13 protein-coding genes are annotated in these 15,906 nt (G+C 64.5%); 10 read left to right on the top strand and 3 right to left on the bottom strand.

Annotated features, from left to right (window positions below):
* From O3656_RS07580 to O3656_RS07540, 9 genes are all read left to right on the top strand, one after another.
* On the top strand, positions 1–940 hold a 940-nt coding region (locus tag O3656_RS07580), incomplete at its 5' end, for an IS256 family transposase (RefSeq protein ID WP_500063355.1).
* Positions 941–1,546: 606 nt separating this feature from the next.
* Positions 1,547–3,538 carry a TIGR03773 family transporter-associated surface protein gene (locus O3656_RS07575; RefSeq protein ID WP_500063354.1) on the top strand — a complete coding sequence of 664 codons (1,992 nt, stop codon included), beginning with the start codon at positions 1,547–1,549 and terminating at the stop codon, positions 3,536–3,538.
* Positions 3,539–3,645: 107 nt separating this feature from the next.
* The gene (locus O3656_RS07570; protein ID WP_500063353.1) at positions 3,646–5,259 is read left to right on the top strand and encodes an anchored repeat ABC transporter, substrate-binding protein; all 1,614 of its coding nucleotides are present in this window, start codon (positions 3,646–3,648) and stop codon (positions 5,257–5,259) included.
* A 356-nt stretch (positions 5,260–5,615) separates the two neighbouring features.
* Positions 5,616–6,707 carry a TIGR03773 family transporter-associated surface protein gene (locus tag O3656_RS07565; protein ID WP_500063352.1) on the top strand — a complete coding sequence of 364 codons (1,092 nt, stop codon included), beginning with the start codon at positions 5,616–5,618 and terminating at the stop codon, positions 6,705–6,707.
* Positions 6,704–7,423 carry an anchored repeat-type ABC transporter ATP-binding subunit gene (locus O3656_RS07560; protein WP_500063351.1) on the top strand — a complete coding sequence of 240 codons (720 nt, stop codon included), beginning with the start codon at positions 6,704–6,706 and terminating at the stop codon, positions 7,421–7,423. The genes O3656_RS07565 and O3656_RS07560 overlap by 4 nt, the downstream gene beginning before the upstream one ends.
* The gene (locus O3656_RS07555; protein ID WP_500063350.1) at positions 7,420–8,334 is read left to right on the top strand and encodes an anchored repeat-type ABC transporter permease subunit; all 915 of its coding nucleotides are present in this window, start codon (positions 7,420–7,422) and stop codon (positions 8,332–8,334) included. Before O3656_RS07560 ends, O3656_RS07555 begins: the two co-directional genes overlap by 4 nt.
* A 352-nt stretch (positions 8,335–8,686) precedes the next feature.
* Positions 8,687–9,001, top strand: coding sequence for a hypothetical protein (locus tag O3656_RS07550; protein WP_500063349.1), 315 nt, complete (start codon positions 8,687–8,689; stop codon positions 8,999–9,001).
* A 16-nt stretch (positions 9,002–9,017) separates the two neighbouring features.
* Entirely contained in the window at positions 9,018–10,574 is a 1,557-nt protein-coding gene (locus tag O3656_RS07545; protein WP_500063348.1) for a hypothetical protein, read from the top strand.
* Positions 10,553–11,767 carry a S8 family peptidase gene (locus tag O3656_RS07540; RefSeq protein ID WP_500063347.1) on the top strand — a complete coding sequence of 405 codons (1,215 nt, stop codon included), beginning with the start codon at positions 10,553–10,555 and terminating at the stop codon, positions 11,765–11,767. The genes O3656_RS07545 and O3656_RS07540 overlap by 22 nt, the downstream gene beginning before the upstream one ends.
* Positions 11,768–11,980: 213 nt before the next feature.
* Here O3656_RS07540 and O3656_RS07535 read toward each other — a convergent pair whose 3' ends face one another.
* The 3 genes from O3656_RS07535 to O3656_RS07525 all read right to left on the bottom strand — a co-directional run bounded on the left by O3656_RS07535 (position 11,981) and on the right by O3656_RS07525 (position 14,521).
* Positions 11,981–12,676 carry a DUF6318 family protein gene (locus O3656_RS07535; RefSeq protein WP_500063346.1) on the bottom strand — a complete coding sequence of 232 codons (696 nt, stop codon included), beginning with the start codon at positions 12,674–12,676 and terminating at the stop codon, positions 11,981–11,983.
* A gap of 14 nt (positions 12,677–12,690) precedes the next feature.
* On the bottom strand, positions 12,691–13,257 hold the full coding sequence (locus O3656_RS07530) for a hypothetical protein (protein ID WP_500063345.1): 567 nt from the start codon (positions 13,255–13,257) through the stop codon (positions 12,691–12,693).
* Positions 13,258–13,648: 391 nt separating this feature from the next.
* Positions 13,649–14,521 carry a DUF6318 family protein gene (locus tag O3656_RS07525; RefSeq protein WP_500063344.1) on the bottom strand — a complete coding sequence of 291 codons (873 nt, stop codon included), beginning with the start codon at positions 14,519–14,521 and terminating at the stop codon, positions 13,649–13,651.
* 337 nt (positions 14,522–14,858) lie between these two features.
* On the opposite strand from O3656_RS07525, the gene O3656_RS07520 reads away from it, so the two are divergent.
* Entirely contained in the window at positions 14,859–15,851 is a 993-nt protein-coding gene (locus O3656_RS07520; RefSeq protein WP_048675610.1) for an Abi family protein, read from the top strand.
* Positions 15,852–15,906: the final 55 nt, after the last annotated feature.

Here is a 15,906-nt window from a genome sequence, read left to right as displayed (position 1 = left end):
CGAAAGCGCCTTGATCACAGTGGTCGCTGACTGCTACTTAGCGGGAGTGTCCACGCGCCGTATGGACAAGCTCGTCAAAACCCTGGGGATCACAGGACTGTCGAAGTCCCAGGTCTCACGTATGGCATCGGACCTGGACGAACACGTGGACGAGTTCCGTCATCGCCCCCTCGATGATGCTGGGCCTTTCACGTTCGTCGCCGCTGACGCATTGACCATGAAGGTGCGCGAAGGAGGGCGCGTCGTCTCGTGCGCGGTCCTGGTTGCCACCGGAGTCAACAATGACGGACACCGCGAAGTGCTGGGGGTGCGCGTATCCACCAGCGAGACCGGTCCGGCCTGGAAGGAGTTCTTCGCTGACCTGGTCGCCCGAGGCCTCACCGGCGTGCGCCTGGTCACCAGCGACGCCCATCTGGGCCTGGTTGAGGCCATCGCAGCGAACCTGCCCGGAGCCACCTGGCAACGGTGCCGCACCCACTACGCCGCGAATCTCATGTCGGTCACCCCCAAAGCGCTATGGCCCGCCGTCAAAGCGATGCTGCACTCGGTGTACGACCAACCCGACGCCGCCTCGGTCAACGCTCAATACGACCGGCTCTTGGACTACGTGCACGACAAGCTCCCCGCCGTGTGTGATCACCTCGATCAAGCCAGGGCAGACGTCCTCGCGTTCGCGTCCTTCCCCACCGGGGTATGGACCCAGATCTGGTCCAACAACCCCAATGAGCGCCTCAACCGCGAAATCCGCCGACGCACCGACTCCGTGGGGATCTTCCCCAACCGCCAGGCCATCATCCGCCTGGTCGGAGCCGTCCTCGCCGAACAAAACGACGAATGGGCCGAAGGCCGACGCTACCTCAGCCTCGATGTCCTCACCAAATCACGACTCACACCCCAACCCACCCAACAGGAGGAACCCCCACTCCAACTCAGCGCATAACCCACCCCGAAGGACACAAAACGATTACACCACTCCACAGGACTTGACCGTGAGGTGTTTGTGCAACCCGGGTCTGTGAGGGGCATGGTGACGGCGAAGCGGGGGACTGTGAGTACGAGTTGTGGGATCTGCGCAGTACCTGGCGAAGCACTGAGATCGATCCGGAGCTCCCCTCAATTTCGCATGCAATTCGGTCATCAGACAAATTCACAACGTCCAGAAAACCGCGGAATTTCAACGATCCGATTTCAAAGTTTGAAAGAGTGGTGGGGGAATTGCATGCGAAATTGGGGTGGGGGCGGTGTTTCCTGAGGTTTCGCGGTGTCATCGAAGCTGGTCGTCATCGAAGCTGGCCGGCCACAAGCAGCCGGGACTACTCAGAACAACCCTCTCAAAATAAACGGTCCGAAAAAGCCAGACCCCTCCAGGCCGTCATCAAAGCTACTGGCCGTCATCAAGGCTGTCGGACGTCATGGTGATGAGGAGCGGTCACGGTTAGAGGTATCGATCTGGGATTTCGGGTCGCGGAACTTTGCGCGACGTGCGCCACGCTATTAGAATGATAACGATTCTCATTCATATGTGCGTACCTAGAGGACTCCCTCCATGAACCCCACGAAGCACCGGAACCCGGGCCGCGCAGCTGCCCGGGCTTTCGCCGTCATGGCCCTTGCGGCCGCCTCCTTCCTCGTGCCCGGAGCGGCACACGCCGCCGACGAGGCCACCGTCGGCCTCGACACAGCGGACGCGGTAGCAACCGACGCAGCCACAGACTCCACCGAGGCCGACGCCGCAACGACCGACGCAGCCACGGCCTCGTCCGAGGTGGGCGCAAGCACGTGCGCCGTCATGCGCACCGCCCCCGCCGGTACCACGGCCACCCTGGACCGTGGCCACGCCGACATCTTCGACCTGACCTCCGACGCCTCCGGCGCGCTCACCCTGCGCATCAAGGAGGACGCCACCGGCTCCGGCGTCATGCGCGAGCCCGAGCAGACCCTGCTCGCCGTCAACAAGTCCACCCTCACCCAGATCCCCACCGACGTCAGCCAGGCGACCGGCGCGCCCTCAGCCGCGTACCTGCTCGGCCAGTCCGGCGACAACCAGGCGACCGTCCTGTGGCCCGGCTGGGACACCCTGGGTGTCACGGCCGGCGGTTACGACGCCGCGCGCTTCCACATCTCCTACACGGGTCCCGCCGACGGCCGCATCTACGCCTTCACCTCCAGCTTCACCGAGGGCACCAGGGCGGTCACCAATGATGGCAGCTTCGACCTGGCGCCCGAGGGCGACGACATCGACCAGCCCTACGCCGCCCACAAGCACGTCAACTGGCTGTTCACGCGCGCAGGCCGCTACACGCTGACCGTCCAGGCCAGCGCGTGGACCCCCGGGAACACCGGCGCCGCCAACGCCCAGTCCGCGGCCCGCACCTACACGATCGACGTTGCCGACGAGGCCTCGTGCCTCGCCGAATCCGGCGCGGCCCCCTCGACCGACCAGGCGCAGCCCGCCCCCGGCGTGGGCCCCGGCTCCGTGAACTCCACGAACAACCAGGGCGCCCAGGACCAGGCGGATAACAACGACACTGGAACGCCCAGCTCCCCTGACCCCTCGGCCGGCACTACGGGAACGACCGGCACCACCGGCACGACGACCGGCGCGAACCCTGCCCCGTCCTCGGGCGCGCACACCACCTCTGGCGCGACCGGCGGTGAGCGCTGCGTCGCCACCCGCATCACCCGCGAGGCCACCGAGGCCGAGGCCGCCACCCTGGCCTCGTCCCAAGCCCCCGCGAACACCGCGCGCACCACGCTGACCGTGAGCGTCGGCGACGGCGCCTCCGGCAACGCCACCGACGGCCACTTCGACCTGGGCCCCGCCATCGAAAACGGCACCCTCGTCGCCCGCGTCAAGGACGACCGCAGCCAGCCCGCCCAGTGGGTCGACCCCTCGTCCCTGACCTTCGCCCTCGGTGACGCCGCGCGCATCACGGCGCCCGCCGACCTCGGCTTCGTCGCCACCCCCGGCTCCAGCGTTTGGCTGATCCCGTCGACCCAGATCGCGGGCGTGCCGTGGCTGGGCCTGAACTCCCAGCGCGAAGAGATCGTCACCGGCACGACCGGCCCCGTCCAATTCACCCTCGACGCCGTTGAGGGCCCCGGACGCGTCGCCGTCTTCAACGCGGGCGCGCTCGGCTCCGGTGTCGGCGAGCACGTCTTCGACGGCCCGGGCACCGGCTACACGCTCGGCGCCAACACGCACGCCCACCAGAACTGGGTGTTCACCGCCCCCGGCACCTACACGCTGACCATCACCATGCGCGTCACCCCCAACGGCGCGGCGCTCGCGGGCAGCGGCTTCGGCTCCGGCGGCGAGCTCACCGCCACGGGAACGACCGGCCCGAACGGTCGACCCATGGTCTCCCAGGTCGTCGGCCGCACCGCCTCCGGCAAGGACTGCGACCTCTCCCTGGCCACCACCGGCGCCGACACCATCCCCCTGACCGTCGTCTCCCTCACGTGGGCGCTCACGGGCGCGGCCTGCGTGTGGGTGGGCGCGATCGGACGCCGCCGAGCGGAGCGTGCGGATTCGTGAGCACTCATTCACGAGGCCCCCTCTCCTTCATCCCCCGCCTCCCCTTCCGTGGGTGGCGGGGGAGTGGGTGTGGGAGCACTGACGCATCGTTTGCGATTATGAGGGGCATGGCCGTCGCCGGCTGCCTCGCCCTATCCGTCGGCGTCGCCGGGTGCGCGCCCGCGCCTGACCCAGCATCCGACGGTGAACTGCGCGTCGTCGCCACGACCGGCATCCTCGCCGACCTCGTGCGCAACGTCGCCGGAGACCGTGCCCACGTCACGCAGATGGTGCCCAACGGGGCGGACCCGCACTCGTGGGAACCCTCCCTGCGCACCATCCGCGATGTTGCCTACGCGGACGTCGCCTTCTCCAACTACCTCATGCTCGAGGAACACGCCCTCATCCGCGCCCTCGACTCCAACCTGCCCGCCGGCTCGCGCTCCGTCTCCGTCGCCGAGGAGGCCGCCAAGAACGGCGCGACCATCCTCCCCCTGGTCGAAGACCGCGCGCTTGATACCCCGTGGCTCGGCATGCGCGTGTGGGGCGACGGCGCCGACATGGGGGCCACCCGCGCCTCGCAGATCGACCTGACGACCACCGGCGTCGAGGGCCCGGGCGCAGCCGCCGCCTACCTCACCACGTCGTTCGGGCAGCCCGAGATCGCCTTCGCCTCCTCCGACGGTTTCAACGCCGCAGGCGGATACGACACCGACACCGCGCAGCTGCCCGCCGACGCCCACCAGCACATGAGCTGGGCGTTCACCGCCCCCGGCGTGTACCGCGTCCACTTCCGCGCCAACCTGCGCACCACCCCCGGCGCCACGCCCGTCAGTGTCGGGGAAGGCACCGCCGTCTTCGCCGTCGGCACCCCGCCCGAGGACATCGCCGCCAGTGAGGGCCGCCGCGTCCTGTCCGCCGGCCACGCCGACATCACCGTCAACCTCACCACCAAGCGCGTCGAACTCGCCTCTGACGCCGGCGCACTCAGCGGGGACGAGGCCTCGGCCCCCTGCGTGGGCGCATCCAGCGCCGCGGCGGCCGTCGCCTCCACCATGGAATGCACCGACCTCGACCACGTCGTCATCGAAGTGCCCACCCGCGCGCTCACCACGATCCCCGGGGAGGCCTCGTTCCGCTTCATCGGCGAGCCCGGCGCCAGCGTCTACATGCTGCCCCAAGCCGTCCTCGGCAAGCACGTCCACGGCGACATCGACCCCCACCTGTGGCACGACGTCCACAACGCCCAAGCGTACGTGCGCGTTATCCGCGACTCGCTGATCTCCGTCGACCCCGACGGCGAGGCCACCTACCGGGCCAACGCAGCCGCCTACCTGACGCGCCTCGACGAGCTCGACGCCACCGTCGCCTCGACCATCGCGACCATCCCCGACGAACGCCGCAAACTCGTCACCACCAACGACGCCTACGCCTACCTGGCGAACGCCTACGGGCTCACCGTCGCCGGCTTCGTCGCCCCCAACCCCAGCGTCGAACCCTCCATCGCCGACCGGATCAAACTCCAGGCCACCCTGTCCGACTCCTCGATCCCCGCGGTGTTCCTCGAACCCAACTTGGCGCGCACCCGCTCTACCCTGCGCACCGCCGCCACCGACGCGGGCGTGGACATCTGCCCCCTGTACGGCGACACCCTCGACGACCAAGCACCCACTTACATCGACATGATGGAACACAACGCCCGCTCACTGGCACGCTGCCTGGGCGGCAAGGAGATGCCATGAAACCCTTCTCTGCCCTGTCTGCTGCTGGCCGCCGTGCGGCCTGCTTGCCTGGCCGCTGGCTCTTTGCCTGCGAGGACGGCCGCCGACTCTACGCCCCGGTGGCGGCGGCCCGCCCGCGAGATCGCCACACGCGAGCTTCGCTCGGAGTGGTCGATCTCGAAGCCCGGCCAGGCCCTGCCGCCGCCACCGGGGCTAGCCGGAGGCCTTTCCGCAAGCCCGGCCAGGCCCTGCCGATGGCCACGGGACCGAGCGGGTGGGCGACTCAGCTCGAAGCCCGGCCAGGTGCTACCGCCCATGGGGGGAATTGCAGCATTAGAAGCATCCCTACGGCGTGTCGCCGGCGTGTCGCGGCTCTAATGGTGCAATTCCCCCGCCTCGGCCTGTCGCTGGGCGCTCTGCTTGTGTCGGCTTTCCTCATCGTCGCGGGTGCCCCCTCTTCTTTTGCTGACCCGAGTCCCGACCCCGACCTCGCGCAGAGCGTTGCTGCGCACGAGGAGTGGTCGAATGAGGCCAGCGAGATCAGCGTCGGGCACGTCGACCTCGGCCCCCGACTGATCGACGGGCAGTGGCGGGCCGGCCTGCGCCACGACGCCGAGAGCGGCGCCGTGTGGCGCGACCCCAACCAGACCGTCCTGCGGGTCAATGATGCGGCCATCATGACCGCGCCCGACTCCGCCGACTACCCCTTCCTGGCCGACGTCGCGGGCAAGCCCGTGTACGTCGTTCCCCAGACGCAGAACCCGGGCGTCGTGTGGCTCGGATGGAACACGCAGGACCCCGCCGTCACGGCCACCATCGACCGCGGCCTCACCATGCGTGTCGGCCCCGTGTCCGGCCCCGGCCGCGCGTGGCTGTTCCTGCAGTCCGGCACCTTCGGCAAGCCCCTCCTGCTCGCCGACTCGGGCGCGGCGCCTGGAGACGTGTGGATCGACTCGGGCACGCACGTGCACGCCAACTGGGCGTTCTCCGCGCCCGGCACCTACACGGCGACCGTGACCTTCCTGGGCACGACCACCGCCGGCGAGGCCGTCAGTGCTTCCACGACCCTGCGCTTCGCCGTCGGTGACGCCGCCTCCGCGTCCGAGGCCCTGGCCATGGCCGCGCCCGCGGCTGCCCCCGCCGATGGTGCTTCCGCTTCCTCCTCCGCTTCTTCCTCTGGGGCTGCGCCCGCTGCTTCCGGGGCCGCAGATCCCGCGTCCTCTTCCTCTGCTTCGGGGGCCGCGTCGGGTGGGCTGCCCGACTGGGCCTTCCTCGTGATCATCGCGGTCGTCGCGGTGTCCCTCCTCGTGATCGGCGCGCTCGTGGTGGCGCGCTCGCGCCGCAGCCGCGCCGAACAGGCCGCCGCCATCGCCGAGGCCGACTCCCTCCTCGCACCCCTGCCCACCGCCCGCGGTGAGGGCTCGGGCGAACGCGGCCCCGGCCTCGTCGATCGGGGAGGGGAGCAGTGAGCCAGCTGCGCGTCACCGGACTGGGCGCGTCCCTCGGCGGGCGCAGTGTCCTCGAGGGCGTCGACCTGGAGGCCCGGGCCGGGGAGCTCGTCGGCCTCATCGGACCCAACGGCGCCGGGAAGACCACGCTGATCCGCTCGATCCTGGGGCTCATCCCCTCCAGCGGGCGCGTTGAGACCGACGGCGCGATCGGGTACGTGCCGCAGCGGCACGAGTTCGCGTGGGACTTCCCGATCAGCGTGCGCGACGCCGTCCTTCAGGCCGTCACCGTGAGGCGAGGCCTGCTCGGGCGCGCGCGGACCCCGCACTTCCGCGCCGTCGAGGAGGCCCTGTCCCTCGTGGGCATGCGCGACCTCGCCAAGCGACCCATCGGCGAGCTGTCCGGCGGGCAGCGCCAGCGCGTCCTCGTCGCCCGGGCCCTCGCGATCCGGCCTGCCGTGCTGCTCCTCGACGAGCCCTTCACCGGCCTTGACATGCCCACGCAGGAGATGCTCATGGACCTGTTCCGCGCGCTCGCGGACGGCGGGCGGGCCCTCCTCATGACCACGCACGACCTCATCGGCGCGCGCGCCGGCTGCGACCGCCTGTACCTGCTACGGCGCACGATCGTCGCCTCCGGGCGGCCGGGTGAGCTGGCCGACGCCGACCCGTGGATCCGCGCCTTCGACGTGCGACCCGACAACCCGATCCTCGACGCCCTAGGAGTGCGCGCATGAGCACAGTGATCCACGCGGCCGGGGGTGGCCTCGCCGCGGCGGCGGACTTCCTGAGCCCCTACGACTTCTTCCGCGACCTGACGAATCCCGCGCTGGCGTTCCTGCCGCGCGCGCTGCTGATCGCGGTCGTCGCCGCGCTCGTGTGCGGCAGCGTCGGCGTGCACGTCGTCCTGCGCGGCATGGCGTTCATCGGCGACGCCGTCGCGCACTCCGTGTTCCCCGGCCTGGCGATCGCCTTCGTGTGCGGCGGGTCCCTGGTGTTTGGCGGGGCGCTCGCGGGCGTCGTGACCGCCGTGTTGGTGGCCTTGTTGGCGCAGAACCGCAGGCTTAAGGAGGACTCCGTCATCGGCGTGCTCTTCGTCGGCGCCTTTGCCCTGGGCGTTGCGATCATCGCGCGGGCGCCCGGGTACGCGGGCAGCCTGCAGGACTTCCTGTTCGGGTCGATCACGGGCATCCCGGCTTCGGATGTGCCCGTGGTGCTGTGTGGCGCGTTGTTTGTGCTGCTCATGCTGTTCCTGGCGCACCGGCCCATCGTCGCCGTGACCCTGGACCGCGAGAGCGCCCGAGCTGCGGGCGTGCACGTTCTGCTGGCTGACCTGTCTCTGTATGTCGCCGTGGCCCTGGCCGTGGTTATTTCTGTGCAGACGATCGGCAACGTCCTGGTGCTGGCCCTGCTCGTCACCCCCGCGGCCACCGCGCGGCTCCTGTGCGACCGCCTGGGGACCATGATGATCCTGTCGCCCGCGCTCGGTGCTTCGGGTGGCCTGGTGGGCCTGTACCTGTCGTGGGCGCTGGACGTGCCCACGGGCGCCACGATCGTCCTGGTGCTCACCGCGTGCTTCGTGCTCGCCTGGGTCTTCGCGCCGAGGCACGGGGTCCTCGCGCGGAGCCTGCGCGAGAGGCGGGGGTGAGTCTGGGGGTGCTGTGAGCGGGCCTGTGAGCGGGCGTCTTCGAGGAACCGTGAGCGGGCGTCTCCGAGTACCCGGCCCCGGCCTCGTGACCCTGGAACACGCTTGTTAATGTGAACGACTGGTCATATGCTTAGCGAGGTAGCACAGTATTCCGTAGCCAACATAATTGTGGGCTGGTTGATCAGGAGGTAGCGCGTGGTTGACGTCGGCTTCGATTCCGATAAGCACGCCCAGACGCGTGACGATATGAAACGGGGGGGGGGAGTCCCTGGGGGACTCATCGGAGGCGCTAGGGCGGCTCATTGACGCGCAAGACCCCTCGTATTGGTCCGACGAGGGGGGCTTCAAGGCCATGCGCACGGCGATCGTTTCGCTGATGAAGAGCGAGGATCGTCTCATTGGCAAGCAGAAGCAGCGCTTCACAAAGTTCGACGACGATGTTGAACGGGCAGCCGAGGCCTTCGAGGCCGCAGAGACCGCGAATGCTGACCAACTCGCTCAAATCCTGGATGACCTCGATCGAGGGGTAACCAGTGGGAGTGGTGGATCGACGACGTCGCCTGCGATTCCGACGCCGGTTGGAAATACCGCCCCGGCAGCGAATTCGGGTACCGACGCCGGTGCCTCGTCAAACGAACCCGTCCAAAACGCACCGTCGGCCATCTGAAAGAGGAGCACGAATCATGGTTGAGAGTCCGATGTACGAGCGCCTCATGAAGTTGGTTGCTGCAATCGAGAAAGCCTCCGCGCTGGACGCCTTGGACGACCAACACAACGCAGTCGTGTGCGGCCTGAACGAGGCCAATAACTCGACGTACCACATGCGCACAAACCAGGGCTTCACCGGGGAGACCGGAGAACAGGTCGACGCGTGGACTGATAACGCGATGAAGCAGGTGCAGGCCATCAAGGATGGGCACAACACCGCGATGGAGTACTACGTGGAGGCTCGCCGCGCCATGAAGCACGTGCGCGAGGAAGCCATGCAGCTCTCGCCCACCCTGATTGACTCGAAGCTTCAGGCGCTGGCAGACGCCGCGCATGTCGTCATTCCGGTGACGAAATACATGGGCCTAGCGGGCCTGCCCATCAACGCGGTTGCCGCGACGGGTGAAGCGTACGTCCAAGGGCTCATCACCCAAGCGAACAACCAGCGCGAAGCGTCCGCAACAGACATCCTGCAGCGTGCCAACGACACGATGCAGAGCTTGGCAGATGGGACGAATGCGCAGCGTGTGGCAATGGAGCAACGGGTCGGCAATGATGGAATATACGTTGTACAGAATCCGGGTCCTTCGAACACAACTGTTCGCCGCGATATTGAGCGTGGGTACCTGAACACCTCCGCTCACGAGTCGGGTGTCTATCCGGGCAACCGCGACACGGACTACGGGCGATCTGATCTGCGAGGCTCTGGTTCCGGGCTGTATCCGGCGGGTTACGACGAGGGCGGTCCGGTGAACGATCGCGTCATGTCGTCGCCGCGCATCCCGAATCGTTTCGTCACCGAGGGCGAGGAGGGGTCACGTCTGAACCCGATTTCCGACCCGCAGGACCTCATGGGCGTCGATCTGCTGCACACGCGGGTGAACGGGGACTGGCATCGCAACGGCGTCATTGGTGGCTACACGCCGGCGCCTCCGGTCGACCGCTACCACCCGCTGTGGAATGTCAATGGTGGCCCGGGCAACGAATCAGCGCTCGCCGCTCGCCTCAGCGGTGCTGGCGTGCTAGGCGCGGGAGCGCTGGGCATGCGCGGCGCCGCCCGCATGGCAGGAGGCCTCGGCTCGTCGGCGAGTGCACTCGGCCGCGGTGCTGCAGCTGTCCTCGGACGAGGCGGAATGGCAGGCAACGTGAGTGGCATGTCCGCGCTGCGCGCAGGATCCTACTCCGGTCCGGGCTACGGGACCTACAAGGCGCCTTCTGGCACCGGAGGACTCTCTGGTATCGTCGGAGCCGATGGCACCCGTGGAGCGGGTGCCGGTGCTGGTGCCGCTGGGTCCGGGAAAGCCGGAACTCAGGGAACTAGTGGCTTCATGGGCGGCGGTGCTGGTGCGGGCGCTGGCCAGGGCAAGGGCAATGAGAAGGCGAAGCGTCGCAAGTACACGCCTTTCCGCGTGGAGGACGAGGATGAGTTGCCGGAAGGATACGTGAATCCGATGTCGCAGACATACGGGACGGAGAAGGACATTACACCCGCTCCGATTCGAGACGATGGGTGGGATCCGCGCCAATGGTGAGGCCGCAGAAGAAACGACGAGTGCGCGCAAGGAACTGTGTCGCCGTGGCTGCCGTGGGTGCGCTCGCGGCGGGCATCGTGTCGATTCCCGCTGCCCCCGCGAACGCGGCTGACACGATCACCGCGGCCGACCAGCCGTACTTCGCGTACTACGGACTGGATCGTGCGCGCGCGAAGGGCTACACGGGCGAAGGCGTCACCATCGCGATGATTGATGGAAAGGTGGATACGTCCGTCCCCGAGCTCGCTGGTGCGGATATCACGGTAAAAATTCCGTGCACGATCAATTCAACACCGGTGGTGGAAAACCACGGCACGGGTGTTGCATCAATCCTCGTATCCTCGGCTTACGGTATTGCACCAAATGCAACGCTCCTTGCCTATCAAATGAATCTTGGGGCAAATGGTGATACACCCGGACAAGATTGCCTTGATTCTGGCAATGCCGTGCGGTCGGAAGGCGTCTGGTTATTCAATCAGGCGATGAATGATGGTGCCCAAATCATCAACCTGTCTGCTTCCAGCGAGGATGGTAGTGACTCGATGAAATGGACCGTTGCTCGCGCGATGTCGAGTGGAGTGATTATCGTCGCGGCTGCTGGAAATGACAGCAATAATAATGATGCTCTGTCGATGTCAAAATGGTCGGGCGTTGTCGGTGTGACGGCGATCAGTACCGACGGGGCTCGGCAGGACTACTCCTCGTGGGGTCAGGGCGTGGTGACGACATCGATTGGCGGGCCCGTCATGTTTCGTAATTTGCAAACGGGTGCGAGTGATTCTGTCTTTGGAACGTCCGTTGCCTCACCGATTGTCGCGGGCTTTCTGGCGTTGGCGAAGCAGCGGTGGCCTGAGGCGACCAGCAATCAGTTGCTGCAGCTGCTGGTGAAGACGGGCTTGAATCCTGATCACGGGTGGAACAAGTACACCGGGTTTGGTGGCATTGATCCGGGCGCGATGTTGAATACGGATCCGTCGCAGTTCCCCGATGAGAATCCGTTGGCGCAGAAGCAGGGTGGGTCGAGTCCGACGCCAGAGGAGGTCCAGCAGTACGCGGATGGCGTCGTTGATCCCACGGAGATTGTGAACGATAGTTCGTACACATATCGTGGTCTGGACGAGTCGAAGCTGGAGGATGACCTGAACGTCTACCCGACACACCTGGGCACGAGCCCGCGCTACCACCGCAAGTGAGGCGCGCGTGGCCTGGCGCGCGTGGCCTGGCGCGCATCCTGGCGATTGTTTCACGTGAAACAATGATGTTGGTGCCCCAGTCCACGGTGGTGGGCTGGGGCCTCAGCATATGGAGTTCTGGAGTCGTGGTGACACATCTGTATTGTCAGCATCAACAACGAGAATTGACTCTGCGGCCTGTCGCTCGCAGCGGATATTGATTCTCGGTGGTCATTAGTGATCCCAGATGTGGGTGACGACCCATGTATCACCCCGCTCTTCAAGAAATAGGACACGAAAGAGTGTTTGTTCGTTGTTGATTTCTTCGCCGGTTACGGTGCTTATGGTGTCGTATTCTTCTGACGCCTTTTCCTCTGTTAGGTAGCGGAATACCGCCGGTGTTTGCAAAAATGTGAATTCGACACAAATTCCTTCAGTGCCTGCCGTTTGGAGTGAGCACTCGTATATCTTATTTGTTTGAAGATACTGATTGGTGAGCGGCTTGACGAGATATGAATCTGTATGCATGCGTTCCAGGTCGTGTGCAAATGCATCGCAGTAGCCCTCAACCTGACATACCTTCATGAAGTCTTCTGTGTCTCCGGTATTGAACGCATATGCCCACAGGTCGATGTACCACTGTGATGTCGCTTGGGCACCAATTTGGCCGCCCGCGTAGAGGTTTGGCGGGGGAGTGGGTTTCGGGACGTCAACGGGTGTCGGCTGCGCGGATTGAGGGGCGTCGCCTGATTGGGTGCCCGATTGTCCGGCGCTGTCAGACTGGGGTGACTGTGCCCCGGACTCAAGCTCTGTCTGTGCGTGGGCGCGAGCGTTAAACGCGCGGAATCCCACGAACGATACTGCGACGAGGACGATGGCGGTTATGATGGCGCCGATCCACCGGCCGATGTTGGAGGGTTTCGTACTCATGGTGCATCACTCGCTTAGTGGCCTTGTTTTTCTTCCCAGGTGTCGGTGTTGGAGACGGTGAGGTGGTCGAGGTAGAAGGGGCCGGTTGTTTCCGTCGTGGTGACCAGGCCGTTGATGGTTTGGGTCTCGCCGGTGAAGGGGTTGGTGGCCGTGCCGGCCCAGGTGGTGGTCAGGGTGATGGTGCGTGTGGCGTCGGGGTAGGGTCCGTCGAAGCGTGAGCGCCACCCGTTGGGTGGGGTGTAGTAGTGGCGGATGAGCCTGGGGTCCTTGTTGGGGTCCATGCCCTTCTCGAAGGCCATCCCTTGGTAGGCGGTGATGGTGTGTGGGGTGCCATCTCCCCAGTCCCATTCGTAGTTGGTGGCTTTCAGGGTGATGGTGATGTCGTGGCCCAATAGGTTGATGACGTGAGTCTGGGTCGGGTTGGTGACTGATACCAGGGTGGGAACGTACTTATTCGTGTACGAGACGCCATTGGGACGCTTGCGCAAACCCGCACCATCAGCGTGAATGAGAGTGGCTGCGGCCAGCAGGATCTCGCGAGTCGTGGGCACAGCCTCGGAGTCACGGGTAAACCCCGCCATGGCAAGTTCGGGTGGGAGAGTACAGTCTTCGTCAGATACTCGTGCGTCGTTCGGTGCTGTTCCGATCGAAACTGACGCACACTTTGCCCAATCCCAGTAACGCTTGGCCTCATCAGGAATCGATAATTCGGCGGTATGCAGCGCCCGTTGATCACTGACGGCTGATGGGCTATTGGATGACTGCTGATGTCCAGGAGTTTGTGCTGGCTGATGATTGTTTGCGTATGCTTCTGCAGCGTCTTGCTGTCCTGTACTGCACATTCCAAATTGCGAACTTTCACTACCGGAGCACGAACTCGGAGTGGGGTACGAAATATCGTTAGCAAACGTGGCAGGAACAACAGCATATAGGCTTGTTGCTGTGAGGATCGTTATGCCAATACTCGGCACCCTATTTTTCTTCATAGTCCGAAATGCTCCCCTCGGTGGCAATCCAGCGTCCTTCTTTCCATGTCATAAATAGAACTACTCGCACATCAAACGGGGAGTCACTGACAATAATTCGTTGTCCCATGCATGCTGTTCCGTTGGTAGTTGCAACCTTGAAGATGACGCCAATGCTATCGGGTTGCGCACCCCATTTTGAATCTGTAATTGGTTCAACAGATAGGATGCCTGTAATGGATGACGTATTACCATAGACCCAACCATTTCTATAAACCGTATTGACGCTATCGATAGTTGAATCATGAAACTTAACTCCGGCCTCAGTAATATCTGCAAAGGGCTGAGTATCACCGGTGTTCCAGGCGTAGCTGAGTGTCTCGACGACGTACTCTGCTGCAAGCTCTGCGCCTCGTTCTGTGTTTTCCTTCGCTTCGTCAGGTAACTCGGGTTTGGTGTAGGTGTCTGCCGCAAACTGAGCTGGCCGCACGAGGATACCGTCGGGGCCGATCTGGTAGCCGCCCGACATGGCCGCCTCGCTCGACAGGCTCGGTGCGGGCGTAGGCTGGGCGGCGGGGGCCGTGGCTGCGACGCTGGGTTTTTCGCCCCAGGCGTGCCACCATCCTTCGGCGACGCCGTTGATGTAGACGGCGAAGACGGCTCCTGCGGCGAGGCACACGTAGACCACGCGCATCGTCCAATAGAACGGCTCGACGTGCAGCCACGCTTGAAGCCGGGGGTGGGTCCCCGCGGGCGGGTTGTCGTCACCAACCCCCGGCCCGCTACCGGCCTCAAAGACCGCGTCCCGCGGTGCGGCGTCGTGCCGCAGCTGGTCCTCGTCCTCGGTGTCGAGGTGGTCGAACAATGGTGGAACCGTCATGGCGTTGTACTCCTCCACGGTGAGGTGCCCTCCGACGCGCCCCCACCCTTGGGAGCGCGCCCTTTCTCATCAGGGTACGCGCAGAACCGACACGAAACACTAAGAATGCTGCGCAACCATCACGCACATCCTCCCACCCACATTCCCGTAACCGCACGGATGTGCATGCCCGGCCCCGGCCTCGTCGCGATCTGAGGGTATGGGCGTGTGAGTTCGCGCGTCACAGGCAAGGGGGCTTGAGTCCAAATAGGAATAAGTTGTAGACTTTAGGCAACCGTTCAGCCCGCCGCTCCCTCGGAGTGGACGGGCTGGATTTCTATCTGGAAGGTCAGATGGTATGGACGAGCAGGTCAAGGATCCGACCACTATCGACGAACAGATCCACATTCTGTCTGAGCGAGGAATGCGGGTGGATGCCGATCTCGCACGTCAGTGGCTTCGCAGTGTCTCCTATTACCGCATGTCGGGCTACTGGTACCCGTATCGCGAGCAACTTGAGTCGGCCCCCAGGATGCCGGTTCGCGCCGACACGTTTGTACAGGGCTCAACTTTTACTGAAGTGGCTGGCCTGTATGAGTTTGATCGTAAACTACGCACACTCGTCCACGATGGGATCGAACGCATTGAGATTGCGTTGCGTACGCGCGTTGGTGAGTGGATTGTTGCTCGTGGTCCGCTCGCCTACGAAGCGAAGGATCTGTTCCGGCCAGACTTCGACCATAAGTCATGGTTGACCACCGCTCGTAGGCGGCTCAAACGCGCCGAGGGCAATAATGCTGCAATCAGGCACTATTCAGAAAAGTACGAAGGGTACCCGTTTTGGGTACTCGCCGAAACACTCGACTTCGCCGATATTTCAAAGCTGTACGCTGGACTCCCCATCAATGCGCAGCATGAGATCTCGTATAGCTTCGGTTTCGTCATCGATCCACTGAGATTGAAGGGCAAGCACAGGAAGAACTATTACTCCAGAGATCCCTTAGCGCGTTGGTGTGAGCAGCTGACAGTCGTGCGTAACGTTTGTGCTCACCACGGACGCCTGTTCAACAGAAACCTACTGCCAGCATCGACCGTCGCATTTCGCACAATTGACGGCTTGGAGCCGCTTCCCGAGGGACAAAGCGACAAACTCTTTGGGGCACTTCTCGTCATGGCATTCATGCTGAATAGCATTTCACCTGGCACAAGCTGGACAGCCAAAGTGAGCGGTTTGGTGCAGGACGAGTATGCGCAGCTTCATCTGCGTTCTGTCACCGAGATGGGTTTTCCTCATGACTGGGCAAGTAGCTTTAGCCATCTGGGAATCAAGCGGCATAAGCAGTGTCCGTAATAACAGATCTAGCCAGTTCCGGGGGCGTCATGAACCTGAGGGCCAGTGGGCGCGC

The sequence above is a fragment of the Pauljensenia sp. 27098_8_83 genome, assembly GCF_041432695.1.
GTDB lineage: Bacteria > Actinomycetota > Actinomycetes > Actinomycetales > Actinomycetaceae > Pauljensenia.
Note: the sequence above shows the minus strand (reverse complement) of the source record. Positions and strands in the feature narration are given on the sequence as shown.